30 protein-coding genes and 3 pseudogenes are annotated in these 26,956 nt (G+C 42.7%); 2 read left to right on the forward strand and 31 right to left on the reverse strand.

The window, feature by feature from the left end:
- Positions 1–112: 112 nt before the first annotated feature.
- From D8872_RS05125 to D8872_RS05180, 12 genes and pseudogenes are all read right to left on the reverse strand, one after another.
- Positions 113–460 carry a class Ib ribonucleoside-diphosphate reductase assembly flavoprotein NrdI gene (locus D8872_RS05125; RefSeq protein WP_125390193.1) on the reverse strand — a complete coding sequence of 116 codons (348 nt, stop codon included), beginning with the start codon at positions 458–460 and terminating at the stop codon, positions 113–115.
- Between the two features lie 9 nt (positions 461–469).
- The gene (locus D8872_RS05130; RefSeq protein WP_125390194.1) at positions 470–820 is read right to left on the reverse strand and encodes a hypothetical protein; all 351 of its coding nucleotides are present in this window, start codon (positions 818–820) and stop codon (positions 470–472) included.
- A gap of 186 nt (positions 821–1,006) precedes the next feature.
- Positions 1,007–1,573, reverse strand: a complete 567-nt coding sequence (locus D8872_RS05135; RefSeq protein WP_125390195.1) for a TetR/AcrR family transcriptional regulator — start codon at positions 1,571–1,573, stop codon at positions 1,007–1,009.
- Positions 1,574–1,757: 184 nt separating this feature from the next.
- A complete protein-coding gene (locus D8872_RS05140) occupies positions 1,758–2,159 on the reverse strand; it encodes a DUF3021 domain-containing protein (protein ID WP_125390196.1) in 402 nt (133 codons plus the stop codon).
- Positions 2,160–2,169: 10 nt separating this feature from the next.
- Positions 2,170–2,625 carry a LytTR family DNA-binding domain-containing protein gene (locus D8872_RS05145; RefSeq protein WP_125390197.1) on the reverse strand — a complete coding sequence of 152 codons (456 nt, stop codon included), beginning with the start codon at positions 2,623–2,625 and terminating at the stop codon, positions 2,170–2,172.
- Between the two features lie 20 nt (positions 2,626–2,645).
- Positions 2,646–3,509 (reverse strand): ABC transporter permease, encoded by an 864-nt coding sequence (locus D8872_RS05150; RefSeq protein WP_125390198.1) that lies wholly within the window; start codon positions 3,507–3,509, stop codon positions 2,646–2,648.
- Positions 3,510–3,727: 218 nt separating this feature from the next.
- Positions 3,728–4,376: pseudogene (locus D8872_RS05155) on the reverse strand (ABC transporter ATP-binding protein); the annotation flags it as partial.
- A gap of 149 nt (positions 4,377–4,525) precedes the next feature.
- Complete coding sequence (locus tag D8872_RS05160; protein WP_125390200.1) at positions 4,526–6,526, reverse strand: ABC transporter permease; 2,001 nt, start codon at positions 6,524–6,526, stop codon at positions 4,526–4,528.
- Positions 6,507–7,286, reverse strand: a complete 780-nt coding sequence (locus D8872_RS05165) for an ABC transporter ATP-binding protein (RefSeq protein ID WP_005592422.1) — start codon at positions 7,284–7,286, stop codon at positions 6,507–6,509. The genes D8872_RS05160 and D8872_RS05165 overlap by 20 nt, the downstream gene beginning before the upstream one ends.
- Positions 7,287–7,369: 83 nt before the next feature.
- On the reverse strand, positions 7,370–8,128 hold the full coding sequence (locus tag D8872_RS05170; protein WP_125390201.1) for a TraX family protein: 759 nt from the start codon (positions 8,126–8,128) through the stop codon (positions 7,370–7,372).
- Between the two features lie 111 nt (positions 8,129–8,239).
- Entirely contained in the window at positions 8,240–9,220 is a 981-nt protein-coding gene (locus D8872_RS05175; protein ID WP_125390202.1) for a sensor histidine kinase, read from the reverse strand.
- A complete protein-coding gene (locus tag D8872_RS05180) occupies positions 9,204–9,890 on the reverse strand; it encodes a response regulator transcription factor (RefSeq protein ID WP_037615348.1) in 687 nt (228 codons plus the stop codon). The genes D8872_RS05175 and D8872_RS05180 overlap by 17 nt, the downstream gene beginning before the upstream one ends.
- 220 nt (positions 9,891–10,110) lie before the next feature.
- On the opposite strand from D8872_RS05180, the gene D8872_RS05185 reads away from it, so the two are divergent.
- Positions 10,111–11,316, forward strand: a complete 1,206-nt coding sequence (locus D8872_RS05185) for a DUF2974 domain-containing protein (protein WP_125390203.1) — start codon at positions 10,111–10,113, stop codon at positions 11,314–11,316.
- Between the two features lie 226 nt (positions 11,317–11,542).
- Here D8872_RS05185 and D8872_RS05190 read toward each other — a convergent pair whose 3' ends face one another.
- Both D8872_RS05190 and metG read right to left on the reverse strand, forming a co-directional pair.
- On the reverse strand, positions 11,543–11,953 hold the full coding sequence (locus D8872_RS05190) for a DUF805 domain-containing protein (protein WP_125390204.1): 411 nt from the start codon (positions 11,951–11,953) through the stop codon (positions 11,543–11,545).
- A 353-nt stretch (positions 11,954–12,306) separates the two neighbouring features.
- The gene (metG, locus tag D8872_RS05195) at positions 12,307–14,304 is read right to left on the reverse strand and encodes a methionine--tRNA ligase (RefSeq protein ID WP_125390205.1); all 1,998 of its coding nucleotides are present in this window, start codon (positions 14,302–14,304) and stop codon (positions 12,307–12,309) included.
- A 365-nt stretch (positions 14,305–14,669) separates the two neighbouring features.
- Between metG and D8872_RS05200 the strand changes: the two genes are divergently transcribed.
- Positions 14,670–15,140 carry a DUF805 domain-containing protein gene (locus D8872_RS05200; protein ID WP_125390206.1) on the forward strand — a complete coding sequence of 157 codons (471 nt, stop codon included), beginning with the start codon at positions 14,670–14,672 and terminating at the stop codon, positions 15,138–15,140.
- Between the two features lie 124 nt (positions 15,141–15,264).
- Here D8872_RS05200 and D8872_RS05205 read toward each other — a convergent pair whose 3' ends face one another.
- The 17 genes and pseudogenes from D8872_RS05205 to D8872_RS05285 all read right to left on the reverse strand — a co-directional run bounded on the left by D8872_RS05205 (position 15,265) and on the right by D8872_RS05285 (position 26,844).
- A complete protein-coding gene (locus tag D8872_RS05205) occupies positions 15,265–15,732 on the reverse strand; it encodes a hypothetical protein (RefSeq protein WP_260471673.1) in 468 nt (155 codons plus the stop codon).
- A 163-nt stretch (positions 15,733–15,895) separates the two neighbouring features.
- Complete coding sequence (locus tag D8872_RS05210) at positions 15,896–16,732, reverse strand: energy-coupling factor transporter transmembrane component T family protein (RefSeq protein WP_125390208.1); 837 nt, start codon at positions 16,730–16,732, stop codon at positions 15,896–15,898.
- Positions 16,725–17,528, reverse strand: a pseudogene (locus tag D8872_RS11180) (energy-coupling factor ABC transporter ATP-binding protein); the annotation flags it as partial. The gene D8872_RS05210 and the pseudogene D8872_RS11180, both read right to left, overlap by 8 nt.
- Before the next feature lie 27 nt (positions 17,529–17,555).
- Positions 17,556–18,410: pseudogene (locus tag D8872_RS11185) on the reverse strand (ATP-binding cassette domain-containing protein); the annotation flags it as partial.
- Positions 18,411–18,416: 6 nt separating this feature from the next.
- A complete protein-coding gene (locus D8872_RS05220; protein WP_125390210.1) occupies positions 18,417–19,178 on the reverse strand; it encodes a nucleoside phosphorylase in 762 nt (253 codons plus the stop codon).
- Between the two features lie 614 nt (positions 19,179–19,792).
- Positions 19,793–20,152: a TfoX/Sxy family protein gene (locus D8872_RS05230; protein WP_125390211.1), complete on the reverse strand. Its 360-nt coding sequence runs from the start codon at positions 20,150–20,152 to the stop codon at positions 19,793–19,795.
- A gap of 9 nt (positions 20,153–20,161) precedes the next feature.
- Positions 20,162–20,578: a VOC family protein gene (locus D8872_RS05235; protein ID WP_125390212.1), complete on the reverse strand. Its 417-nt coding sequence runs from the start codon at positions 20,576–20,578 to the stop codon at positions 20,162–20,164.
- A gap of 56 nt (positions 20,579–20,634) precedes the next feature.
- Positions 20,635–21,438, reverse strand: a complete 804-nt coding sequence (locus tag D8872_RS05240; RefSeq protein WP_125390213.1) for a helix-turn-helix transcriptional regulator — start codon at positions 21,436–21,438, stop codon at positions 20,635–20,637.
- 158 nt (positions 21,439–21,596) lie between these two features.
- Positions 21,597–22,583, reverse strand: a complete 987-nt coding sequence (trhO, locus tag D8872_RS05245; RefSeq protein ID WP_125390214.1) for an oxygen-dependent tRNA uridine(34) hydroxylase TrhO — start codon at positions 22,581–22,583, stop codon at positions 21,597–21,599.
- 136 nt (positions 22,584–22,719) lie between these two features.
- Positions 22,720–23,211 (reverse strand): DUF6773 family protein, encoded by a 492-nt coding sequence (locus D8872_RS05250; RefSeq protein ID WP_125390215.1) that lies wholly within the window; start codon positions 23,209–23,211, stop codon positions 22,720–22,722.
- A 9-nt stretch (positions 23,212–23,220) separates the two neighbouring features.
- The gene (locus D8872_RS05255; protein ID WP_260471674.1) at positions 23,221–23,730 is read right to left on the reverse strand and encodes a CPBP family intramembrane glutamic endopeptidase; all 510 of its coding nucleotides are present in this window, start codon (positions 23,728–23,730) and stop codon (positions 23,221–23,223) included.
- A gap of 164 nt (positions 23,731–23,894) precedes the next feature.
- Entirely contained in the window at positions 23,895–24,371 is a 477-nt protein-coding gene (locus tag D8872_RS05260) for a DUF6773 family protein (protein WP_125390216.1), read from the reverse strand.
- 44 nt (positions 24,372–24,415) lie between these two features.
- Positions 24,416–24,910 carry a DUF6773 family protein gene (locus D8872_RS05265; RefSeq protein WP_125390257.1) on the reverse strand — a complete coding sequence of 165 codons (495 nt, stop codon included), beginning with the start codon at positions 24,908–24,910 and terminating at the stop codon, positions 24,416–24,418.
- A 19-nt stretch (positions 24,911–24,929) separates the two neighbouring features.
- Entirely contained in the window at positions 24,930–25,127 is a 198-nt protein-coding gene (locus D8872_RS05270; RefSeq protein WP_005591814.1) for a helix-turn-helix transcriptional regulator, read from the reverse strand.
- Positions 25,111–25,311 carry a potassium transporter gene (locus D8872_RS05275; RefSeq protein ID WP_125390217.1) on the reverse strand — a complete coding sequence of 67 codons (201 nt, stop codon included), beginning with the start codon at positions 25,309–25,311 and terminating at the stop codon, positions 25,111–25,113. Before D8872_RS05275 ends, D8872_RS05270 begins: the two co-directional genes overlap by 17 nt.
- Positions 25,312–25,445: 134 nt before the next feature.
- Positions 25,446–25,988 carry an ECF-type riboflavin transporter substrate-binding protein gene (locus D8872_RS05280; RefSeq protein ID WP_125390218.1) on the reverse strand — a complete coding sequence of 181 codons (543 nt, stop codon included), beginning with the start codon at positions 25,986–25,988 and terminating at the stop codon, positions 25,446–25,448.
- A gap of 10 nt (positions 25,989–25,998) precedes the next feature.
- Positions 25,999–26,844 carry an SAM hydrolase/SAM-dependent halogenase family protein gene (locus D8872_RS05285; protein WP_125390219.1) on the reverse strand — a complete coding sequence of 282 codons (846 nt, stop codon included), beginning with the start codon at positions 26,842–26,844 and terminating at the stop codon, positions 25,999–26,001.
- Positions 26,845–26,956 lie beyond the last annotated feature (112 nt).

Genomic DNA, 26,956 nt, shown 5'->3' on the forward strand with positions numbered 1-26,956 from the left:
ATCGAATAACCTTTCATTTTGAGATTTAAACTTACATTTTTGTCATTTTAAAAAAGATGAGTGATTATCACCCATCCTTTCCTTATAAATTTATCATATAAATCATCCAGTCTTAAAGTTTAGCCAAGTATTCCTGCACAAGTTTGATGTCCGCTTCCTTACCACCTCGGTCAATATCGCAGATGTGCGGCAGTCCATATTTTTCGATAATCAAAGCTGTTGCCCCGCAGAAAGTCCGACCATGCTTAACCGAATCTCCATTATTGACAAACCCTTTAATCAGGCTTGAGTGTTTCTTGATGAAGCGTTTGCTTGACCAAGGAATTTTCCCAGCACCTGCATTTCGAGTAATGAGAATACAGGGTTCTTCCAACTTTTCCTTGATGCTTTGTGTCGGATAGCCCAGCGATTCTGCAAATCGCTTCCCAACACCTGTATTAGAATCATAGACAACAATCATATCTTTCTCCTACTTTCTCAAAAACAACATCATAATCCAAGTTGAAAACCCTAAGATTGCTACATCCGCAATAAGTTTCATCATCAACTCAAAATCATTTGGCATACTATGAATATAGACAATAGATAATAAGCTTACTAAAGCCAAGCCACCTACTTTACAAGCAAGCGGAAGAGTTGGAATCAAAGCCATCCCAAGAAGGGCAACAATCAACCCACCCAATAAAAAGCTTTGAAAGTCCAAACTAAAACTAAAACCAACCGTCACTCCACCATAGGCAACAATCAAAATACCTATTACTATCATACAAATACCCAAAATAGTCATCCCACTCATCGTATATCCTCCTTGTTTGCTCATTATTTTCCTCACTTCCTATTCTGAATGCATGATTCATTTAAAAAAACAATTCCTTTTTTCTTGTTTAATCGGATTCATCTCCCTTCTATTTTTAAAGTGTCTGACATATCAATCACCTCCTTTTTTAATATGAATGAATATTTCAAATTGTTCATTCATATAAATCTTCAAGAAAAGGAACTTTTATTATTTTGAAAAAATTCCCTTTAAAAAATATTTCACCAAAGTCTCGATACTCTCAAAATATCCTGGAAAATCCTGCTCTGTCACATGCATGTCAATGTAGTAGATCAAATCATAAGCCTTCATGATTTGGGCGACTTCCTCCTGTGAAAAGCCCTTCTCCTGCAAGCGCTGGCTGAAAGTCCGAATCAGAAACTGATGAAAGGCATTGGCTGCGCGGCCAGCATCCTGATTATAGTAGTCGTGCAAGATCTGAGAAATGCCCGGCTTGCTCCACTCAGCCAAAATTTTATTAGGTGAAATCAACTCAAAAGTGACTGCAAAAAGCTGTTCAACGACTGCCTCTGGCTCGCCCTGCCAATCCACACGTTGCATGGTTTCCTCACGTATGCGGTTATTCTCAGCCACATAAACCTCTAAAAAAATAGCTTCCTTGGACTCATAATACTTATAAAAGGAGCCGACAGCCATGCCAGCGCGCTTGGTAATATCTGAAATATTCGTCTTTTTATAGCCCTTCTCAGCAAACACCTGCCTAGCCTCAGCCAATAATTCAGCTTTTTTGTCCATGACCTTCTCCTTTTATGAATGAATTAAATTTTCTATTCATTCAAATTATAACACTTTAAAAATCTTTGTCAAGAAAAGCGGAAATCGTATTTTGGAAAGAAGACGGCAGTTTGAGATAATAGCTCCTTTGTTAAATAAAAAAACAAACAAGTTCTCGATAAAACTTGCTTGTGTATTAGATACATTAGTGTTTTCTACGATTTTTCAAGGCCTCGTTAATTTTCTTGGTTTTAATCATCGAATCGACGGAGATAAGAAACCAAACCAAGAGGTAAATCAAAACAAAGTTTAGCCAGAAGAACCAGCCAAAAAGCATATTTCCCCAGCCATTGCAGATCACAGCTAGACAAACGATGGTCGCTGTCACTACAAAGTGGCAGAAGAGTAGGAAAGGAAATGGAAAGCGGTCTGTCGCATCAAAGATATAGCTTGCTACTCCAATCAAGGCGCTGACAAGGAGGACGCTGAGAATAGAACTAGGAGTCAACACAAATGTTTTTCCTGAGAACAGGCCTACCAGCAGAAAGACCAAACTACCAGTTCTCAGACCATCCTGCATACCGATAAGAATTTTTTTAAAGGTCATTATTTTCCTCCTAAATTCCCAAATAGTCCATAAGCAGCTTGACATAACGGCGGCTGACATCGGTTTTGAGCTGATTGGTTAGCTTGGCAGTCATATTACCCGAAAAGCTATCCGACAAGGATTCCAGATGATCGATGTTAATGACTGCATGCCGCGACACCTGAATGAAATTGCGACTATTGAGACGATTTTGAAAACGCGTCAGCGTTTCTGTCGTTGTGTAAATGCCCTCGGTACTGTAAATCATGAGGGTTGTCTGATTGATATCGGCCAAGATAATATCCTCCGTCTTGAGCATAACCAGCTTATCATCCGACTTAATAGGCAGGACACCACTTGGTCCAGCCTTATAGTGTTCCAGATAGTCTAGGACGGTCTTGGCCTCGCCAGCCAACTGATCCGCTTTCACGACGACCAGCGGGTCTTGGGAGGAAATCTGAGCATCTTCTTCAAATCTTGTCTGCAAACCTAGGCCTCCTACTTTCTTTACTTGAAGCTCATCCGTCGATTCAGCAGCCAATTTTGACCTAGCCAGAACAGGGCTGCTACCGTGAGCACTACTCCAACTATATAGTATGTTTCTTGGCTTGTCAAGAGCTGTTGCCATTCAATACGGATACCTAGGAGCTTCTCAAATTCTTGCTGGAGCTGACTCTGGTCCGCAAAAACTTCAGTCAGAGAATCCTTCATCAGGACCTGTCTGAAGAGGGAGGCCATGTAGGTTGAGGGAGTCAGTTTCATGAGATTTTGGGCAAGGCTGGGCAGAGTCCCGATTGGAATATAGGTTCCTACTAGAAAACCAGAGGCCGCTCCGATGACCGTTGCGTATTGCCCCAAGGAATTCACCGATTTGAAACAAGGAACAACTAGCGCATTGAGGAGACTTGCTAGCAAGCTATTGAGCAGCATGAGGCCGACCAGCTGGGGAAGAAGTGCCCAGTCAAAGGCAATCTTGTCCGCTAGAATAAAGTAGGTCAGCATGACAGCAAACATGAAGACTTGCATGACAAAGCCAATCACAAAGGCACTGATTAAGTAGCTAAACCGCAAGCCCCATTGCCCCAAATCTGTGATAAAGAGGTCAGCGGTCACCTTTCTTTCTCGGTCTTCAGTTTGTTGCGAAAAAGCTGATAGGGTGGTTGTCAAGGCGGTGACAGCAAGTGTTCCGCTAATCAACCAGAAGTCGAGCAACTCCGCTGCATGGCTACTGTCTGACCAAGAGCCTTTCATGTTGTTCTTTAGAAAAACCAGATATAAAACAAAGGGAATAATGGCTCCAAAGAGAGAGAGAATCACCCCACTATGATTGCGAAAATAGAGTAAAAAATTTCGTTTGATCAACATTAACATTTAACGTACCTCTCTTCCTGTCAGAGCCATAAAGGCATCGTCCATGGTTCCGGGTTGGAATTCAAATTGTTCAATATAGGAGCCAAGCTGGCTCAGCAACATCAGCGCTTCTTGGGTCGTCTCTGGATAAAAGAAAAACTCATTTTCCTTGCCTTGCTCCCATTCGCAGCGAGTCGGCAAAGCAACCTTCAAGTCCTCTGAATCCGAGGTCAGAATCCGCAAAACATTGCGGGCATAGCGCTCCTTAATCTGGTCAGCAGAGCCTTGCGCAATGACTTGACCATGGTCTACGATATAGATCTTATCCGCATCGTCGGCTTCATTGAGATAGTGGGTGGTCAAAACTACGGTCATCTTTTCCTTCTGCTGTAGGTCTTTAAGCAGCTTCCAGATGCTTTCTCTAGTCTGAATATCCAGGCCTGTCGTCGGCTCATCTAGAAAAAGTAAATCAGGGCTATTGAGCAGGGCTCGCGCAATGTCCACCCGTCGCTTTTGTCCACCAGAAAGCGTCCCGTAGCGTTGTTTAGCAAAGCTAGCCAGCCCCAGTTGCTCGATCAATTGCTCAATCTTACCAGTTTCCACCTGCTTGTACTGCTTGGCACGAATTTGCAGATTTTCAACTACCGTCAAATTAGCATCCAGCACACTATTTTGAAAGACTACGCCCAGCTTGGTTTGTTCTGCATAAATGATTTGTCCTGATGTCGGCTGCAAAAGTCCAATCATCATCTGAATCGTTGTCGACTTGCCTGCTCCATTAGGGCCCAGAATTGCTGTAAAACTACCTGCCTCAATTTCTAAATTCAGGCCATTTACTGCTACCTTGTCTCCATAAACTTTGGTCAGATTTTTTACTTGGACTAACATGATCTTTCCTCCTGTCTTAACTTCTGAGACTATGATAGCAAGTATTTTCTGAAAAATCTCGGCTTTTTGGACAAGCGGTAAAATGAGGGAGATGAGAGGTAAAAATCCAGACATCAAAAAATCCCCGACCAGAGGTCAGGGATTTGCTCTTAGCGGGCGACAATCTTGCGGTAACTGCGAGAAGTTAGTAAGAATACTAAAATATAGGTCAGGAGGAAGACGCCGCAAGTTGCAAGTGTTGTCTGGATTAAGAGAGGAAGATTGGTCACTCCCAATAGGGCAACTATCAAGCGCAGCATATGAAAAACAGCTGCTATATGTAGAAAAGCAAAGATGAGAGGTAGGAAGAAAACAGTCAAAATCTGCTTGCGAATGGTACTTCTAGTCTGCTTTTCATCTAAACCAACCTTTTGCAAGATGATAAAGCCATCACGGTCCTCATAGCCTTCAGAGATTTGCTTGTAGTAAATCACAAGAACAGCTCCTAGAAGGAAGATAACAGAGAGGAAGACACCGATGAAGAGCAAGGTTCCAGTAAGTTCTTGATAGCTCTTTTCTGCGCTATGACGGTCACTAGCCATTGCATAGCTACCATCTTGGGCCTGTCCCTGATCCAAAGTATCCCTCAGTCCCAGCTGGACTTGCTCGACAAATTTCTTACTGTCCTTAGTCTCCGAAGCAACTCCAATGTAGTAATAATGTGCAACATTAAGCCCTACTTTTTTACTATCATTGACCACCATATAGAGGCCCTGTTCCATGGCCACGTCGTTTGGATTAGGGATTTCCCCATGCGTGAAATTCGACGGTAAAATCTGCTTGATCTTCCAGTCTTTACTATTTACTCGGAGAGGTTTATCCTTATTTAAGGAAACATTTTTTCCATAGACAAGAGTTTCATCATCTGCCAAGTCTATCTTTTTCCCTGTCATTTTTTCATAATCCTGGCGATTGATAACTGTAATCGTGCCAGCAGACTTGGTCAAGATACTTGGATCCGAATCCAGCTCGCTTTGCGCTGGAACCGTCACATCATTACCAGCTAATTTCATGATGAAGGCTGATTGATAGAGATAGGCAGTATAGCTTGGCTTCTTCAGGCCTATGTCCTGAGCGACCTGCTGAACCTTATCCAACAGAGCTTCCGTCTGATCGGTCGATTTTGGCAAGACGACGCTGACATTGTAATCCTTTGGATGCAAGGTAGTAATATAATCTTGACCTCCGACATAGATATTGATTGTGCCAACCAGAGTCACTAGGAGCATGGTAGATAGAATGGAGATAGTTGCCAATCCTGCTGCATTCTTACGCATCCGCGAGATAAGATTGGAAACAGAAATGAAATTCTGCGTTTTATAATAGTAGCCTTTGCGCTTTTTGAGAAATTGCAATAGTGTAATTGAACCGGCATTAAAAAGCAGATAGGTTGCTAGGATAACCATGATCACAGCTACAAAGAAATTGCCGATAGCAGCGACAGGTTTGGTAACGGTCAAAGCCATATAATAAGCCACTCCCATGAGAAGGAGACCCAGCAAGGTTTGCACCCAAAGGAAGCGTCCCTTCTTCTCGCCTGCTTTCTTTTCTTTCATTAGGTTAAGAGAGCTATAGCGTAGAAGGCGGGTCGAGTTGAGCAACAAAATCACCGCAAAAGCGACACCCAGACTGGCCAGAGTCATCCAAACATTCTGCCATTGGAAGGTCGAGGCAAGAACGGCCGGCATTCCCATCAATTTCAAAAGAACGGCGTAGAGCATCTTGTCCAAAGCTAGGCCAGACAAGATACCTAGACCAACTGTAGCTAGATAAAAGACACAGAGCTCAAAGAAGGTCATAAGTAGCAAGTGACGCTTTTCCATCCCTAGCACGCTATAAACACCGAGCTCCCGCGAACGGTTCTTCATGACAAAGCTATTGGCATAGGTGATAAGGATGAGCACCGCAATCTGAATGACTTGGATACCAAACTGCAAAGTCATGCGAGCTGCTGTACCACCATAAGAAGTTTCCATATTTGGACTGTGAGCCAGTGAGACAAAACTATACAAAATCGCTGTTGCCAGTACCGTTGCCAAGGCAAATGGATAATACAAACTGCGATTTTTAACCAGATTTGATAAGGCCAGTTTACTCGTTAGTTTGAACATAATTGCCCACCTCACTTGCCATAACAGTCAGAGTATCGGAAATCTCTTGGAACATCTGCCGCTCGGTCTTGTTGCCGCGGAAAATTTGATTGTAAAGAATCCCGTCCTTGATAAAGAGTACCCGCTTGGCCCGACTAGCTGCCGAGGTCGAGTGGGTCACCATGAGAATGGTTTGGCCGCGGTCGTTGATATCGTCAAAGACATCTAGGAGAGCAGCCGAAGACTTAGAATCCAAGGCTCCTGTTGGCTCATCCGCCAGTAAAATCTCAGGCTCAGTGATAATAGCGCGAGCAACTGCCACCCGCTGCTTCTGACCACCAGAAATTTCATAAGGGAACTTCTCTTGCAGCTTGTTAATCCCTAACTCATTGCAGGTGGTGACCAATTTTTGCATCATCTCGGTAATGGGACGACGAGAGAGCACCAGAGGTAGGAGGATATTATCCTTGACCGATAGGGTGTCCAACAGATTGAAATCCTGAAAGACAAAGCCTAATTTCTCTCGGCGGAAGCTGGAAGCCTGGCTGTTTTTGATGGTTGCCGTGTCAGTTCCATTGAGGAAAACACGGCCTTCGGTCGGCTTGTCCAGCATGGCTAAGATGTTGAGCAGGGTGGATTTCCCAGAACCTGACTCACCCATGATGGCGACATATTCGCCTTTTTCTACCGTAAAGTGAATATCCTTTAGTGCCTCTACTTGGCTACCCTGAAAGCGGGTTTTATAAATCTTTTTCACGTGTTGTACATCTAATAAGGTCATCATGATCTCCTTTTCTATAATTCCATTTTAATACAGAAACAGCTTTATTTCTATATTTTACTAATTTTTAAATGCCAATAATTTTATCTCTGCACTAGATATGCAATCAGTGCGATGATCCAGAGATGGGCTGGGTAAAAGATATAGAAGAAATACTTGCCCCACTTGCCATTATAGCCTCGCTCGCCATTGTAGAGATGGAGGAAGGGCAAGACAGTAATAAAGGCCCAGTCTGAATTGTAGAGCATCATTGAAAGGGTCGCTCCCATGGTTGGGTAAATTTCAATGCTTAGGCAAAAGAGCAGAAAAGCCAAGACCATGTAAGAAAGAGTTCTGAGAGCAGGCTGATTGCGGAAGATATAGCTAATCAGCATCAAAGGAATAATGGTCATGCCGCCTTCTGTCAAAAAAACTCCTGCCAAACCAATTAAGACTGCCGCTCCAATCCGCAAATAGCGCTTCTCATCCATAATCTCTTCACCATTTTTGGAAAAACCAAATACAAGATTGAGCACCAGAACGCCACAGGCTAAGCTGAGAAAGATATTATTCTCAAGATGAATCCCCTTGCTATGAAAGAGCATGGTCAAGATGGTATTGCCCAGCTGCATAATAGCCGCCCAGATAAACAAGCGTGCATTGTAGGCCAAGCGATTGCGCGTATGCAGAAAGCCTTCTACTGCACTAAAAGCAAACCAAGCAGCTACACAGCGAGTCAGCAGGTGAAAAATCCCGTCCCAGCCTGTCGGCAAAAGCCCTGGAATCTTACCAATATGATCAAAAACCATTAAAAAGGCCATGAAAAGCTTGAGTTGGAAAGCATTGAATCCTCTTGTTTTCATTTCATATCTCCTTGTCTTCTTTATACATCTATCTTACAAAAAAAGAAAGGTCGGTACCATAACCTAACCTTTCAATTTCACTGGCCAACCTTACAAATTTGTAAGAATGCCTTATTCAAATATCATCTTCTTCTCTGAAAAACTAATCATGACAGTTGTTCCATGTCCAACTTGAGAAGCGATGCTAATTTGATGCCCCAGCTCATCTGCAATTTTCTTGGACAGATAAAGTCCCAAGCCAGACGACTGCTGAGTCAAACGACCATTATAGCCCGAAAAACCTCGCTCGAAAACCCTTAGCAAATCCGCATCTTGAATGCCCAGACCGCTATCTTTGATATAAAGCGTATCCTCCTGAAAATAAATCTCAATCCCGCCTTGACTGGTGTATTTCAGACTATTTGACAGCACTTGCTCCAAAATCACGACAAACCATTTCCTGTCTGTGATGATGGTTCGGTCCAGATCATGCAGATTGAGGCTCAGGCCCTTTTGGATAAAGAAAATCGCATACTTCTTGACAATCTCCTTGACCAAGTCTTCAACATTTTCCTTTTTCAAGACCAAATCCTCATGGAAACTCTCCAGACGAAGATACTGCAAGACGATATTGACATAGGACTCAATCTTGAAAAGCTCTTGCTCCAGCTGGTTCTTGATCTTCTTGTCCTCAATCTCTCCGACCAGCAATGAACTAGCCGCAATAGGCGTCTTAATCTGATGAGCCCAGAGCGTATAGTAGTCCATCAGGTCATTTAGCTTCTCCCTCTCCTCAATCGCACGGTTCTTCTTGTCCATTTCCAAGAGAGCCAGTTTCTCAAAAAGGAGAACCTCTAAGGCTGTCTGAGGCCGACCTGAGGCATAAAAGAGCTGGTTACGGTATTCCTTATAGGCACTAGCTAGATCCATTCCCAAGAAAAAGCTAGCAAGGAGAAAGGCTAAGAGCAGCTGATACTCTAGCAGGCTGCGCCCATCCTCGAAAATAAAGGCAAACATCCCCATAATTGAAAATACAATCAGCAAGAGCAACAAGATGAAGCGACGGGAATACAGATGATGCTTCAAGAAGAAAAATTTATCCTGCATGTCCATTGGTTAAACCGTACCCTATCCCTTTTTTTGTCTCAATGAAATGCTTCAGACCGTGCTCTTCCAGCTTCTTGCGCAGGCGGGCAACATTGACGGACAAGGTATTGTCATCAATAAAGAAATCACTGTTCCAGAGCTCCTTCATCAAGTCATCACGCGCCACGATACTGCCAGAATGCTCAAAGAGCACCCGCAAAATCTGAAATTCATTCTTGGTCAGCGTCACAAGCTCGCCCTCATAGACCAAATCCATGGATTTGAGATTTAAAATCACGCCCTGATATTCCAAAAGGCTTTGATCCGTCCCAAACTCATACGAACGCCGCAGCAGGCCTTGAACCTTGGCCAGAAAAACATTATTATCAAAGGGCTTGGTCACATAGTCATCTGCGCCCATATTGATGGCCATGACGATATCCATAGACTGGTCACGCGAAGACAGAAACATAATGGGCACCGTTGAAATTTTCCGAATTTCCTGGCACCAATGGTAGCCGTTAAAGAGAGGCAGACCAATATCCATCAGCACCAGCTGGGGCTCCTCCTTGACAAAGGTTGTCAAAACCTGCATGAAGTCTTCAATCGCCACAACCTGATAGCCCCATTGCTCCAGCATTTTTTTGATCATTTGACGGATGACCGCATCATCCTCGACCAGTAAAATCTTGTGCATTCCATTTCCTCACTCATTTTTCTTACTGCTATTATATCAAATTCTCCCTTAAATCACAGAGAGTTTTTTAGTTTGAAACTCGTGACATTTTCAGGAAATTTTAAAAAAAGAATAGGACAATCCTGACAAATCATTCAAACTTCTATTGCTGCTCTCTTTGCTTCTGACAACCTGCCCCACTTATGCTATACTGGAAGAAGATAGAATATTGGAGATAAATATGGGAATAATTTTTGATTACCTAGACCAAGTAGCTTACGACAGTATCTACGACACCCCCCTTAATGAACTGGATATGCTGATGCTGACCGAGATAACTTATCTGCCTTTTGACCAGATCGTGTCTGATCAGATGTCCCCTGATTGTACTTGCCGCTTGTTTGAAGCTGCTGAAAAAGTGACTCAAGATTTATCCATGTTGGTGACTAAAAATCGTCTGAAACTTTTAGAAAAGGCAGCCAGCTCCACCCGCTTCAAAAATATCAAGCTCATGGGCTATGTCAATGACATTGATCCTGATGTTCAAAAGCAGTTTGCAGCTATGATTTTCAAAATCAAGCCTGATAGCTATGTTCTGACCTTCCGCGGAACCGATGATTCCATTATCGGCTGGAAAGAGGACTTCCACATGACCTATATGGATCAGGTCCCAGCTCAAAAAACGGCGGTTAATTATTTGCGAAAAGCCATGGATGCTCTGCCTGGTCAATTCATCCTGACGGGCCACTCGAAAGGAGGCAATCTAGCATCCTACGCTGCTAGTCAGATCGAGCCAGAATATCAAGAGCGAATTCAGAGTATTTACAGCTATGATGCACCTGGACTGAATCACTCGGTCATCACCAGTCAAGGCTACCAGACTATTTCAGACAAGATAAAGCGCTACATTCCACAAGGCTCTATCGTCGGAATGATGCTCGAAACGCCCAAGCAGGCTCAAATTGTCAAAAGTACAGCTATCGGCGGTCTGGCCCAGCACGATACCTTCTCTTGGCAGATCAGTGACCAGACTTTTGTCCTGCTGGACAACCTCAATCCAGACAGCCTTCAAGTAGATAAAACTTTGAAAAACTGGGTAGATAGCGTTTCTGATGAGGAATTAAAAGACTTTTTTGACCTCTTCTTCGGTCTCATCCTAGATGCTGGTATCAGCTCCATTAATGACCTCACCAAGCTGGAAAATTTCAACAAAATCTTGGCTGTTTTTGAAAATGCCAATGCTCTCACAGACCAAGAGCGGGAAATGCTGACGCGCCTCGCCAAACTACTGGTAGACATGCGCTACCAGTCTTGGAAAGACGACATGAACCTGCTGAAGCCTAGCAAACTTGTCCAAGAAGTCAAGGAAAATCTATCCGAATTCACTAAGAATCTTCCTTTTACAAGTAATGAGCCTGTTCAAACAGATGAACCCAATGAGCAATAAGCTATAATACAGCACTTGACAACTCTCTAATATAAAAGAAAAACACTCCTGTCACAATCTAGAAAACTAGACTCAGGAGTGTTTTTTATGGCTAATAAGTGAATTCTCCAAAATTGGAAGCAAGCTAAGCTCTCAATAAGGAAAAATCAGAAATCAACTATTGCACATCATCGTACGAGAAAAACAGCTAATGTAAGTAACATAACGATTAAGCACACTGCTTTTCTTAGTTAATATTAAGCGACTGCGTTTCTTGGTCGGTTTTAACATCTAATTCTACAATATTCTTGCTTGGAAAAGCTAACAAAATAAGGAGTGCAATTGAGCCTACCCCAGGAATGAAAGCGATAAAAATCAGAGCCCAGTGAAAACCAGCATCTCTTAGACGACGAATGATTAGAGCTAAGCCAGGCAAGAAGAAAATGATTATCAGAAAGATACTAAAATAAGTTAAGGAATTTACTGTTTCAATTGCCTCAATACTGTTTGGATTAGCTACTACAGTTGAGTAAGTTATCATGTACAAAAAAACAGCAAGAATCAGATTGGTTAGATAAATCCACCAATACTCAGAACGTGTAGAGCGACCAGAAAAATCCACATAACCTTTGAAAAAATTTTTATAAGCATTAATCATACAATAAACCTCTTTATTTTTTTATCAGTTTATCATATGTAAGAAATTTTTACAAGATTTTCAGAAAATAACTTTCTTCTTTGACAGAACAACACGGATCTTGCTCCACATCAACTGAGGAAAACTACTCTAACAAATTCTTCTTTTTCCTTAATGTAAGACACGGAGTAACCCTATTTCATAATCCTGAACCATAAATTTACAGAAACTTAGTACTCCCTTCTCTTCCTCTATGTTCTACCAATCGTCTCATTCGATCAAAAGAACCCCCAGCAAAATAAACTTGCTGGGGGCTTTACATTAGATGAGATTAACACGAATGTTATCAATTGAAATAATGGACTGCGAGTTCTCTACCCAATCAAACTTCCATTTGGGACTTTCTCGTCCACAGTTAGGAGAGTCAGTTGGTCGCCGTGCTCGGCTGAGAGAATCATACCTTGGCTGATGCGGCCCATCATTTTGCGCGGTTTGAGGTTGGCTACGATTTGGACTTTCTTACCGACCAGTTCTTGCTCGTTTAGATAGTATTTAGCAATACCAGAGAGGATTTGGCGGTCTTCGCCGTCTCCTGCATCCAAGCGGAACTGAAGAAGCTTATCAGATCCTTCAACTTTAGAAACCTCTTTGACTTCAGCAACTAGGATTTCAACCTTATCAAAGTCGTCAAACTTGATTTCCTTGCGACTAAGTTTGAGTTCGACTTCTTCTGGCTTCCATTCTTTTTCAACCGCAGGTTTGTTGCCTTCCATTTGTTCTTTGATATAGGCAATTTCTTCCTCCATATCCAGACGTGGGAAGATTGGCGTTCCTTTTTCTACAACTGTCAAGCCTCCTGGGAGTTGGTCAATTGCTAGGTTTTCCAGAGACGTTGCTTGAGGCAAGCCCAATTGACTGAGGACAGCCTTGCTGGTTTCCATCATGAAAGGTGCGATCAAGTGCGCCACAACACGAAGACTCGCTGCCAAGTGGCTCATGACTGCTGCCAGTTCTTTGATCTTGGCTTCATCCTTAGCTAGCACCCAAGGGGCGGTTTCATCGATGTATTTATTGGTGCGGGAGATGAGCGTCCAGACTGCTTCCAGGGCACGTGGGTAGTCCACTGCATCCATGTGTTTGTAGTAGTCAGTGATGGATTCAGCTGCTACTTGAGCCAGAGCACCATCAAAGTCTGTTACATTTTCTTCATAGGCTGGCACTTGACCGTCAAAGTACTTGTTAATCATGGAAACAGTACGGTTGAGGAGGTTTCCAAGGTCGTTGGCTAGCTCGTAGTTGATACGGCCAACATAATCTTCTGGCGTGAAAGTTCCATCAGATCCAACCGGAAGACTGCGCATGAGGTAATAGCGCAAAGCATCCAAGCCATAACGTTCTACCAGCATTTCAGGATAGACCACGTTTCCTTTAGACTTAGACATCTTGCCATCCTTCATGACAAACCAACCATGGCCAATCAAACGTTCTGGTAATTTCACATCCAACATCATAAGGAGGACTGGCCAGTAGATGGAGTGGAAACGAAGGATGTCTTTCCCAACCATGTGGAAGACTGTTCCGTTCCAGAACTTATCAAAGTTACCGTGCTCATCTTGACCGTAACCAAGAGCAGTCACATAGTTGAGCAGGGCATCGAACCAAACATAGACAACATGTCTTGGATTAGATGGCACAGGCACGCCCCAAGTAAAGGTCGTCCGAGAAACTGCCAAATCTTCCAAACCAGGTTCAATAAAGTTTTTCAACATTTCATTGAGACGGCCGTCTGGCGTAATGAAGTCGGGCTGTGATTTGAAAAATTCTACTAAGCGGTCCTGGTACTTGCTGAGACGGAGGAAGTAAGACTCTTCCGATACCCACTCCACTTCATGTCCAGATGGCGCAATTCCGCCCGTTACATTTCCAGCTTCGTCACGGAAAACTTCAGCCAGCTGGCTTTCAGTAAAGAATTCCTCATCAGATACAGAATACCAGCCTGAATATTCACCCAAGTAGATATCATCTTGAGCTAAGAGTTTTTCAAAGACATCAGCCACAACCTTTTCGTGGTAGTCATCAGTCGTCCGGATAAATTTATCATAGGAAATGTCCAGCAGTTTCCAGAGTTCCTTGACCCCAACTGCCATACCATCGACATAAGCTTGTGGGCTGATCCCAGCTTCCTCAGCTTTTTGCTGGATTTTTTGACCGTGCTCATCAAGACCAGTCAGATAGAAAACATCATAGCCCATGAGGCGCTTGTAGCGAGCCAAGACATCACAGGCAATGGTCGTATAGGCAGACCCAATGTGGAGCTTGCCAGACGGGTAGTAAATAGGTGTCGTAATATAAAACGGTTGTTTTGTAGTCATTTTTTAATCCTTTCAAGGCTAATGAAACCTTTTTTGATAACACTTCATTATATCATATTTCCTAGCGATTGAAAGAGGGGAACTGACATTGATTTTAGGCCTTCTTCTCTTAAAATAAATAAGGACGATAGGTTTTATTCCATAGTTTCTTTCGACGATAGTAATAGTAAATAACAGCTCTATTCATCAAATCAGTTGAGAGACAAGCATCTTAGTTTGTTCATAATTCTTTTCTAGGGCTATAATAAAACACCTTGATTTAGCCATCTATTTTGTTCTGGCCAAAGATCGCTATTTCCCCAAAACTTGCCAATTCTTGCTAAATTATAGTAGACTATATAAAAAATATTTAAGGAGATTACTACATGATTGATGCATATAAAAAATTTTGGAAGGGCTATGTGGATTTCACCGGTCGCTCAACTCGCCCAGAATATTGGTGGCCAATTCTCTGCCATTTTTTAGTAATGATACTAATACTTTGTACTGCTCTTCTGATTGAGACGGTTTTGAACTCTGAGACTGGAGGAGCCTTATCTACCGCCTTTGCTGGCCTGATGGTTATCTATTACATTGCAATTCTGCTTCCCTCTCTCGCCATTCAAGTTCGACGATTGCGAGATGGTGGCTATCATTGGGCTCTTCTCTTTTTGTACTTGGTCCCACTTTTTGGCCATTTTATTCTGTTTATTTTTTATTGTCAGCCTACAAAATATGAACTTGTTAGCAATGATTCCTATAATAATACAGACTACCAAGATCAGCAATTTAGCCAAAATCCTTATCAAGAGAAGCAAAATTACCAACAAAATTTTGTAACAACTGGAAACGAGTAAAGTCCATTGAATCAAACAAAAAGCATTCTACTTTAACAGGCCTCCCGAAAAGTTAGATTTTTTATGTCTAACTCTTTGGGAGGCCAGTTAAATTCACCTGATTTTTTATGTTTGTTAGACCATGCTATTTTTCCACAGCTTCATTATAGATTCGAATCCGAGGGGCAACTTGATTTATCACATCTAAAAACTGTAATAAGTCAACATATTTTTGATCCGTATAAGGTCCAAAAGCTAGACGAATATCTTTGTTAGAACTCATTGGATTGTAATACAGATACAGGTGATGAACTTTTGCATACTTTGTTTCTTCCACTTCCTCAATCTTAATGGTCACATCAGCTAAGTCAGAAAGCATGAGAAATTGGAAATAAGCATCAACCCGTATGATGGCATCCTTGTAGAGATAGAGAGATAGGCTTTCACGCACATAACGAGAATCGCTATAAATCAGTTGAAATTCCTTTTCAAGCTCTGGAAAGTGAGAATAAAGTTCTTGACAGTATCGCAAACTCTTTTCTCTATTGACTATAGTAAGGCAAGTAAAGAGACCACTCATCGCCATCAGCAAGATGATTGAAATCAGGGCCATTCTCCCCCCAACTTCATCTGTCTGAGACAAAGCCAAGAGCAAAACGAAAGCCCCTAGACCACAAAAAACAGGAAAAACTAATTCCTTATAAAATTTAACATTTATTTTTTCTTGCACCGATTAATCCTCTCAATCCAAACCTAGCTAGTTTTCCACCTTTAGCCTATGTCCAAGGATTATAAAAGCGTCCTTGATTGACAGCAAAAAGAAGAAGGCTGAGGGCTAGTAGAAGGACGGACACCACGATTACAAGTTTGTCTAGCTTGCTGAAGGCTTGCTGGGTGTACCAGGTCCGCTTTTTGTTTTTCCCAAAGCGGCGTAGCTCCATGGCCGTCGCGATGGTGTTGATTCGCTCGAGCGAGCTGAAAATCAGGGGAATGACAATTTGCAGATTGCCCTTGACCCGCTTGCTGAGGGGAGCTTTTTGGGATAATTCTTGTCCACGCGCCTCTTGAGACATCTTGATGAGGTAAAATTCCTCCTGCAAATCTGGAATATAGCGCAGGGTCAGACTGACCGCATAGGCAATCTTATAAGAAAGGCCGATTTGATTTAGACTGGAAGCAAATTGACTGGGATGGGTGGTCATGAGAAAGATCACCGCTAGGGGAATCGTTGAGAAATACTTGAGCAAAAGATTCAAGAGATAAAAGAGTTCCTGAAGCGTGAGATTATAAGCTCCCCATCCTGTCCAGAGCAAATTCTTGGCTCCATAAATCTCCACCCCATACTGCGGGGCAAAGAGATAGACCATGAGAATATTCAGTGCTGCAAAGGTTCCCGCAAAAGCCAAAACGAAAGAAATGTCTTTCAGCCGAATCTCAGACACTCTAAATAAAATTAGAGAAGCTAGCGCCACAAGAAGGAGGAAGCGCGTATCGTAGCTCATCATGGCCGCCACCGAAACCAGGATAAAAAAGATCAGTTTGCTGGCACCAGAAAGAGCATGGAGAAAAGTCTTTCCGGCATGGTAGCCAATCAATTTCTGTTGATTAAACATGACTTTCCTCCTTTTTTCGCATGTAAAATTGAGTCAGAGCTAGCGGATCCACTCCCAGCTTCTCAGCTAGACTAAAAATTGAAGTTTCCTTTAGATTGGCCGCTGCAATCAACTCATGATCGGACAGAACCTGAGCAGGCGACTGGTCTGCTAAAATCTGACCGTCCACCACCACGATGGCCCGATCCGAATAATCCAGCATGAGCTGCATATCATGGGTAATCATAATAATCGTGTGTCCCTGCTGGTTTAGCTCATCGAGAAAGTCCATCATTTCTGTATAATGGCGCTGATCCTGACCAGCTGTTGGCTCATCCAAAAGGATAATCTCTGGATTTAACACCAATATAGAAGCAATGGTCACCCGCTTCTTCTGACCAAAAGACAGGGCTGAAATCGGCCAACTGCGGAATTCATAGAGACCACAAGTTTTGAGCACAGCATGAACCCTTTCTTCAATTTCCGCCTCTGCCAAACCACGCAACCGCAGTCCTAGAGCTACTTCATCAAAGATCATTGTGGTCGAAATCATCTGATTAGGATTTTGCAGGACATAGCCAATTCGCTCCGCTCGCTCCTTGATAGAGTCGCCCTTGATATCCTGTCCCTGCCAATGATATTGCCCTTCTGTATCAATAAAACGACAGAGAGCCTTGGCTAGCGTAGACTTGCCAGCTCCATTTTTCCCAACGATGGCTATCCGCTCACCCTTGAAAATCTTCAGACTGATATCCCGCAAAATAGGTTGATTACTCTGATAGGCAAAGGAAACATGATCGAGCTCTAAAAGAGCTTCGTGACGATTGTCAATCTGCTCTGTTTTTTGCTCGGTCAGACTCTGCGAAAGTTCAGCAAGTTCCAGCTTGGTTAAATCAGCCAGATGAGTCGCGCTTGCCACATCAAAACCAAGCTGCCGCAAGGCTGTGATATAGAGAGGTTCTCGGATTCCATTTTCTGCTAAGAGGTCCGTCTTGAGCAGATCATCCGGCGCACCGTTAAAGAGAATCTCCCCATCATTGACGAGGACAACTCGATCAACAGGTCGATAAAGAACGTCTTCCAAACGATGCTCGATAATCAGAGTTGTCGTTGCCGTCTCCCGATGAAGCTGGTCAATCAAGTCAATCGTATCCTGACCAGACTTGGGATCGAGATTGGCCAAAGGCTCATCAAACAGCAAAATTGGACTCTCATCGATCAAGACACCCGCCAGACTAACCCGCTGCTTCTGTCCGCCAGACAAGTCTTGAGGACGATGGTCCAAAAGCTGCTCTAAGTCTAGCTGCTTGGCCCAATGCAGGACTTTCTCTCGCATCAAGGGCAAGGCCACCATATCATTTTCCAGAGCAAAGGCCAGATCCTCTGCCACACTGAGCCCGATAAACTGACCATCCGTATCCTGCAAGACCGTGCTGACAAGATTTGACTTGTCATAAATACTGCTATCAAAGGCTGGCTGTCCCTTAATCAAGAGTTGTCCACTGGCCTGTCCCTTGTAAATATTGGGAATAATGCCGTTGAGACACTGACCCAAGGTTGACTTACCAGAGCCAGACGGCCCAATCAGCAGCACCTTTTCCCCCTCATAAATGGTCAGATTGATATGCTTCAAAGTCGGCTCCGACTGAGCTTGATATTGAAAACTAAAATCTTCAAATTGAATAATTGGTTTTTTCATGTTTTTCTATAAGGCCAGAGCGATCTGAATCGCCAGATTGGCCACCTTGTCTTTCTCGTCTAAGTCAGCGTGATTAGCCAGATTGCGCATGTCCCAAGCCTCCTCAGACAGATGATCCGCCGCATAAAAGAACTGGCAAACTTGAACGCCACGAAAGGCCGCTACAGCCGCTACGGCCGAGCACTCCATGTCCACACAAATAGCTCCCGCCTCTTTTCGCCTGCGCAGCTTGTCCGCAGTCTCTCGGAAAATGCCATCGGTCGTCCAGACCTTGCCTAAACTATGGGAAATCCCTCGCTGCTCAAGGAAATTTACCAGAAAATCCTGCGAGCCGACATTGACTGCTATCTCCGAACTAGCCGGCTGGTAATGATAGCTAGTCCCCTCATCACGCAAGGCTGCTGTCGGAATAATAACGGATGTTGCTTTGATATCCTCGTCCAGCACACCACAAGTCCCAAAGAGAACCAGCTTTCTCATACCAAAAGCAATCAAATCCTCCAGAATCGCCACACAAGCAGAAGCCCCAACTGGTGCATTGAAAAGAGCTAGCTCCTGTCCATCCGCAAAGACCCGATAGATAGGAATTTCAATGTTGGCCATAGAGGTCGTCGTAATCAACTCATGGTCAAAATCCGCCAGCATTCGGGCAAAGGTCTCCCGAGCAAAGCAGGACACTGCCGTCTGCGGAAAGCCTTCAATAGGCTCTATCAAATCCTCTGGATTGATGATGGCCTTACGGTTTTGATCAAACTCTTCAAGAATCATCGACTTGTTTTGTCCCTTTCTTTAGCATGAAATAGCCAGCTAATGTCCACTGACTCTATCCTACTATTGTATCATAAAAAGGCTGTCTACTGACTATCACCAGCATATTTTCTAGCTAGCCAAGGATATAGGCAGGCTCTATAGCAAGGATGGGTTCAAGCGCATTTCAAAACAAAAAAGAGATACTCATCATATTGACTATTAAATCATAATCTCTGATTTCCACCAAGCACCTTAGATATAATGTCTTCATGTTTCAAAAAATTGAATTTCTGAATTCCAATAATTACGGTGCACATCTAGAATTTTTCAGAAAAGTTTGTAGGTGCTTAATTATCTAGTATTTCTATCTAAACCAACGTGTATATACGCTGAGTACTTCTGTTCTAAAGAATTAAAATCCAAACTCAGTGTGGTTATAAACCACCTTTGCTCCCATACTTCTAAAACATGCTCCTTCTACAAAACGAACTCTGGCATTGGCATAAAATCTGTGCAACAAAATACGAAAAAACTGTATCCATGAAGAGTCTTTCCGACTGAAAGCTTCATCAATACAGATTCTGAGAATATATTTGAATTTCTAAGAAAGCAAAACTCATTCTGAGCAATTCTTACTTTTTATCATGCTGCGCCAGCTCCTGATTGTAGGACAAGGCTAACTTGATCCAGTAAGACAGTTCTTTTTGTCCTTCGCCATCTAAATCAATATAGCCATGATAAAGCCTCCCCTTCATTAACGTCACACTGGCACCATTTTTAGGCAGGACCTGCTTTTCCAGTTCCTTACCTATGCGGACCATGACAAGCTCTTGACCTCTCGAACTCACAGTAACAGACATCTTGCCTCGGATCATAAAAGCCAATCCACCAAACATCTTCTTCTCTTCTACCTCTTCTTCAAAAACATGAGGGGGAAGTTCAGTAGCTAAAATGGTACGAATCTGTTGAGCTAAAGATTTACTATATGCCATCGCTCTCCCCTATTTCATCATCACATCCCAGCCGATACCAAAACGGTCAATCAAGCGGGCATAAAACTTAGCAAAAGCTTGATTCTCTAGAGTATAGAGAATCCGTCCACCTTCAGTAAGCTTAGTCAAGAATTCATCGGCTTCTTCTCTACTATCTGGACTCAGAACCAACCATTGATTAGGCTGATGATTGCTAGGAATAGATAGGTCATTAAAAACACCTACATCTTCACCATTCAGGGTTAAGTTTTCCGTATCTAAGGCAATCCAGGCAAGCTTATCCCGTTTTTCTGCAGGAAGGTTTGCTGGGTCCATCATCTCACTGGCTCGGACAAGTCCCTTTATCTCTGTCTGAAAAAGATCTGCATAGAAACGAAAAGCTTCTTCGGCCTGACCATTAAAACTTAAAAACACGTCTAATTTCATTATTGTTCCTCCAATTTTTTATATCTGAGAATAAATCTCTAGTATCAGTTTATCAATTAGGATAAAATTTTTCTTATTCTCAATTGCGCTTGTTTGGCTAGGGAACGCATAATTAAAACTGGAAGATTAACTGTAATAGGTGGATCGCTGGGCAAGGGCCTGCGCATGCTGATTTCCTCCTGATAGATGTTATCGCCTGAAAAAGTGAGAGGCTCATCGCTGCCCCAGCGAAAGTTATGCTTCAAGACATAATTTTTAGACAGGCGTAAATCCTCCAGCAATTCACAGGCCAAAAGATAGTAGTGACCATCGGGTACATTTTCAAAAGTAAACTGCCTCTTCTGACTAAGTGCTACTCCGATAACTGGCTCTTCTTTAGGTATGCGGGTTTTAAAAAGCCCGACACAGCTGATACGAGGTTCATACCCCTCAGGATAAGATAGCGCCACGGTCAAGCGATTGCCACTTTTACAGTCGGGATCCTGATGCAACAAAGCTCCCTTCTCATCCAGCTGTTTGACCATAAAATCATAAGCCTTGGTTGATTCTTGATAATATTTTTTAGGCGAAAGTCCAGTATGCCGCTTAAAAGTATTAGAAAAACTGCCTAGACTATCATAACCAGCTTCCATAGAGGTCTCGGTCACATTTTGCCGGCCTTCTACAATCTCCTGAATCCCTTTTTCCATCTTAAGAGCTTCCGCATATTGCTTGATAGAAAAGCCCATCTTTTTCTTGAAAGTTCTGGATAGATGGGAAGGGCTATAGTGGAAATGCTGAGCCAAATCGGTCAGACTCAGCTCTTCATCTGCATGCTGACGCAAATAGGCTGCCACTTCTTCCATGATAGCTTTAGACATAGACTTGCTCCTTTCCCATTTATTTAAGCCCATTATATCACATCAAAAAGAAAGGACAAAAAAATCGAAACCTGAATAAAGAAAAGCTAAGCTGCAACTAAATAATGAAAAAACTTTAGATGCTTGAAACATCTAAAGTTTTTATCTTTACTATGCGATTACTGAGCTACCAATGTTTCCAAGCTTTCCCCAATCGCAACCAAACGCTCCACCACTTCTGCCTGGCTAAAGCCATTTTCAGCCACATAGCGGTTACGAGGGTGAACGCGACATTCGTGAGAACAGCCACGGAGGTACTTGTCTTCATTTTCTTCTGAAGTCAGGATGCGACGGTTACACTCTGGATTGCCACAGTTGACATAGCGCTCGCAAGGAGTACCGTCAAACCAGTCTTTCCCAATCACAACTGGATTGACATGGTTGATATCAACAGAGATACGCTCATCAAAGACATACATCTTGCCGTCCCAAAGCTCACCTTGAACTTCTGGATCCTTACCGTAAGTTGCGATACCGCCATGAAGCTGACCGACATCCTTGTAGCCTTCACGAACCATCCAGCCTGAAAATTTCTCACAGCGAACACCACCGGTACAGTAAACAACCACGCGCTTGTCCATGAACTTCTCTTTGTTATCACGAACCCATTGCGGTAATTCACGGAAGTTGCGGATGTCTGGACGAATGGCTCCACGGAAGTGACCTAGATCGTACTCATAGTCGTTACGAGTGTCTAGGACAACAGTGTCTTCGTCAAGAAGGGCTTCTTTAAACTCTTTTGGAGACAAGTAAGCTCCTGTCGTCTCCAGCGGGTTAATGTCATTGTCAAAGTCATTGTCTTCCAAGCCCAAGTGCACAATTTCTTTCTTGTAGCGAACAAACATTTTCTTGAAGGCTTGCTCATTTTCTTCGTCAATCTTGAACCAAAGGTCTTCCATGCCTGGAAGGCTGTGAACGTAGTCCATGTATTTTTGAGTGGTTTCATAGTCACCAGAAACCGTTCCGTTGATTCCTTCATCTGCTACTAGGATACGGCCTTTCAGACCGATAGATTTACAGAAGGCCAGATGATCAGCTGCAAATTTCTCAGCATTCTCAATCGGAACATATTTGTAGTAAAGTAGGACGCGAATATCTTTTGCCATAAGATTTCAACTCTCATTTCTCTATAAATTTTCTGAATTTTTTAATTCATCTATTTATTATAACCTGATTGAAAAAACTGGGCAAAAAATTTGTTTGGAAAATAGCAGAGCTGGAATCTCTACGCAGAGAAGCAGGTTAGCCCTCTTTCTCCAATTCTTCCAAATACTTATCGAAGCGATTCTTCTGCCACTTGCTGAGGCTCTCTAAGAAAATATTGACCAGCAGCATCAAGGGAAGATGAATGCAAAATGTAACCAAAATGACCAAAAGAAACATAGGGTGAAAAATACTATTATGATAAATAGCATGATTGAGCTGAAAATTCTGGCAAGCAATCAAAAGGGTCAGAAAGCCTGTCGCAGCCAGCACACCCCAGATAGTCAGACTGAAACTATTATAATAATTAGCCCCCAGATACTGAGCTCGACACATAAAATAAAAGCTACTGATGAGAATCAAAAGCAAGAATGGCTGATAGTGAACGACTCCCCCATTCATAGCTACAGAACCCATATATAAAGCTAAACTGCCACATAGCATGAGACTGAAACTCTCCATACCAGCCTTGTTGACCAGCTGATCTTCCCGTTCGTCTAAAATTTGACGTTTAATAAGTTTTATTTTCATTTCAAGCTCCTATACTTCTACTCCAAAAATAGTAATTAACAACATAAGAATGGCAGGAAGTCCGTTATTTAACATGTGAACTGCAATACTGACTTCCAAGCGCCGAGTTCGACAAGCCAGCAAGGTCAAAATCACAGAAGCACCGCCATAAATCACAAAAGACATGATATTGGTTGGACCATGAAAAATCGCAAAGAGCAGTCCGCCTATGATATAGCCCCAGCTTTCATAGCCTTTAAAGATTTTTTGAGGAATGATACCACGGAAAATAATTTCTTCTGCGATAGGCGCTAAAACTCCAAGCATGATGGACAATAAAATGATATCTCCTCTTCGGAACTCCTCCATCAGAGACGCCTGATTAGCCGTTGTCGCTTCTCCATGTAGCCACCGGAGTAGTACCGTCCCAAAGACAGATATGAGCAACATGCCTAAGAGGCCTAGAGCAATTCGCTTCCCATCTCCTTTTTGAAAAATTTTTCCAGATGGAGATAGGATGCCAGTTTTCTTTGCTGCCACGACAAAGACCAGTAAAATGAAGATTATCAGCAAAAGCCCAAGACCAATGGTCCATTGTTTAGGAAATTGATAAATGATTGCTACCTGCTAAAACAGCATAGGGAGGACATACAAGCCCAAAGCTAAGAAAGCGCAGCCAACCCAGATCAATCGTTTCCACCAAGTCATTCTTCATCCTCCAATTCCTGATCTAGCTTTGCCTGACCTTTACTGTTTAGATAAAGACTGATCTTGTCCATGGTCAAGCTTCCAAGCATAAACAGTATCATTGCAAGAGCCAGCTTGAGCAGATACAAAATGCTGAACATGCTGGCCAGACTTTCTCGCTGACCAAAGAAATCAATGCCTATAACAATGAGAGCAAAGACGACTCCACCGCCAAATCGCTCTGGCCATTTTTCCTCTCTCACCATATCGCGAACATCAACGCCTAGGCTTACGCGACGAAGCAAGGCATATAGACCTACTAGGGTAAGCAGAATACCCTCTGGCAGATAGGCCAGCAAGCTTAGATGGAGGATATAGGCTTTGAAAAATACAGAGATAGCTAAGAAGAGAAACATTCCTAGTACTAACTCTCCTGCAACTTTGCCGTCCAATTTTTCTGTTCGTTCATCTTTTATAACAGGCTGCTTCTTCATTTTCTTTCTCACTTTCTTATTTATAAGTTAAAGATTCATTGATTCTAATTCTCATCATTTTCTAGTTCTTGGTCCAATAAAACCTGTCTCTTCTGATAAAAATAATCGACCAACTGATCAAATATACTAGAAAAGGCAGTTATCAAAGCTAAAATAAAAATAAATTGCAAAATTGGATGATGGCGAAAGAATGGTCGAAGAGCTGAATTTCCACTCCACATCTGAACAGCCACGATTACAATTGCTAAGATAGCTCCGTTAGCCAAACGACTTCTGAAACTCCTTTGCCCAATAGATGGCTTGTAGCGTCTGATGTCAAGGCCCAACTGCCAGCTACGAATTCCAGCATAGATTTCCATCCCCAAAATAACTAGAATTTCCGGTAAGTAACCTTCTACTGGCACATGCCAAATCATGATTTTGATAAAAATAGAGATAAGGAGCAAGATAATCGCAAAAAATGCAACTTCATTTCCTAATTTTCGTTCAAGTTGTAGAGTCCGCTCGTCTGTATAGACTTTTTGTGGTTTGTCCTTCATTTTCTTTCTCACTTTCTTCCTATTCTTCCCAAAACAACTGATCCAGCGTTTTATTGAGGCATTTGCAAATGGCCAAGCATAGACTAAGACTGGGATTGTACTTGCCTGCCTCAATCAGGCCAATGGTCTGACGAGTCACACCAATGGCATCAGCCAAGTCGCCTTGAGTCATGTCATGCTCAGCCCTTGCCATTTTTAACCTAAGATTTTTTGCCATGGTCACCATCCTTTTCGTATTTCTTTTGCTCGCCTATGGCGTAGAAAGTGCAGCCAAGGACGACATTACTAAAAGCAAGTATGATAAAGGTTTGATTTTTCTGAATCATGCCAACAACTAGTAGAATTGCCGCCGATACAAGACAAATAAGCAGTATAAGCAGAGCATTCACTTTTTTATTCATATCTACGCTCCTTTCAGTTTCATAAGTCCATTATACAATATATTTTAAATAATGCAATATATAAATTACATTTTGTTTTTTATTTTGTACAAAAAAAGATTGGGACTTTCCCAATCTTGTAGTAGCTAGTTCGATTAATCTTTCTTAAGGCTACCTGAGCGAGTCTGAGTACGAGCATAGGCGCTTAGCAAAACAGTACCAATGACTGCTACTGTCACAGAATTCACCAGAATTGCCACAATACTTTGAGCAATGACTTTATTGACCGGCTCACCAGATACAATTACATCACCAATCGGCCCAATTAACCAAGCGATTGCATTGGCTCCAAACTGGATTAGGTTAAAGCGGATAATATCCTTGACTTCAAATTTGCCTTCTTCCACTTGGAAGAATTTTCTAAAGAAGCCAACTAATAGACCGAAGACCCCGCTGCCGGCAATCCAGAACCACCAAAGTCCACCACCGCTCATAGCGTCTTTAATGGCGTGGCCAATGAAGCCCATAAGGAAACCGACGATTGGTCCAAAGATAATACTAAAAAGAGCTTGCAAAGGGTATTGGAGCTGGATGCTAGTATTGGGTACAGGTGTTGGAATATTTATCATTCCGATGACCACAAATAGGGCCGCTCCAATTCCTGTTGCTACTACGTTTCTTATTGTATTATTTTTCATGTTTTCTCCTTTAATTTTCTATACGTTTAATCTCAATATGCCATTGAGCACCAACACCGACATTGTAGGCTTTGGCGAAGGAACCTTGGTTAATAGCCAAGCCCACCCGATAGAGGGAATTGATGTACAAAATCGGCTGACCAATGCGGACATCTGCAAAGGACTTGCCATAGGTCACTTGGTTTTGATAGACCAACATATCATTATTGTAGATAGTGACTTCAAAGCGGTCGCCAAAGTTGGGCTCTAAGGTACAGAACTCCTCGCGCGTAATCGAAGTCCAAAGCGAGCCAAAGCGAACATCCAAAATATCAATAGCTCCGCTGACAAAATTATCCGCCAGCCTTGTTTCGACAACAGGGATTTCAACAATTTCTTCGACACTCAACTCTGGGCCAACTTCCTCAAAACTGATGTGGCCGCTAGCCAGCTTGGCACCTGTGTAGGCATAGACATCTCGCCCATGGAAGGTATAAGAATGCTCGGTATTCTTGCGGCGATTTTCCACTTCTGAAATCTCACGAATAGCTATGATACCGACATGCTTTTTGATAAAGGACAGAGTACCATTGTCGGGAGTCACGATATATTGGTTTTTACTGGTCTTGGCAACTACGCTTTTCCGCTTGGAACCCACTCCCGGATCCACGACCGAGACAAAGGTCGTTCCCTCTGGCCAATAATCTACCGTCTGAAAGAGACGGTAACTGCCCTCAAAAATATTGTACGGGGTGATATCATGGGTCAAATGATGGATTTTCAGCGTTGGTGATTCCTCCAAAGCCACTCCAATCATAGCCGACACTGCTCCATCTACCAGACCGAAGTCCGACTGCAGCACTAATATGTTGTTCATCTTATTCCTCCCAGGCCTTGAGCCTGATATTCTCCAAGTCTTCTAATCTTACCAAAATTAGGCTCTTTTCGCTAGAGCTGGAGGCATAGGATTTTTTTATAACTGTCTATTT

The sequence above is a fragment of the Streptococcus cristatus genome (assembly GCF_003943815.1).
Classification (GTDB): domain Bacteria; phylum Bacillota; class Bacilli; order Lactobacillales; family Streptococcaceae; genus Streptococcus; species Streptococcus cristatus_F.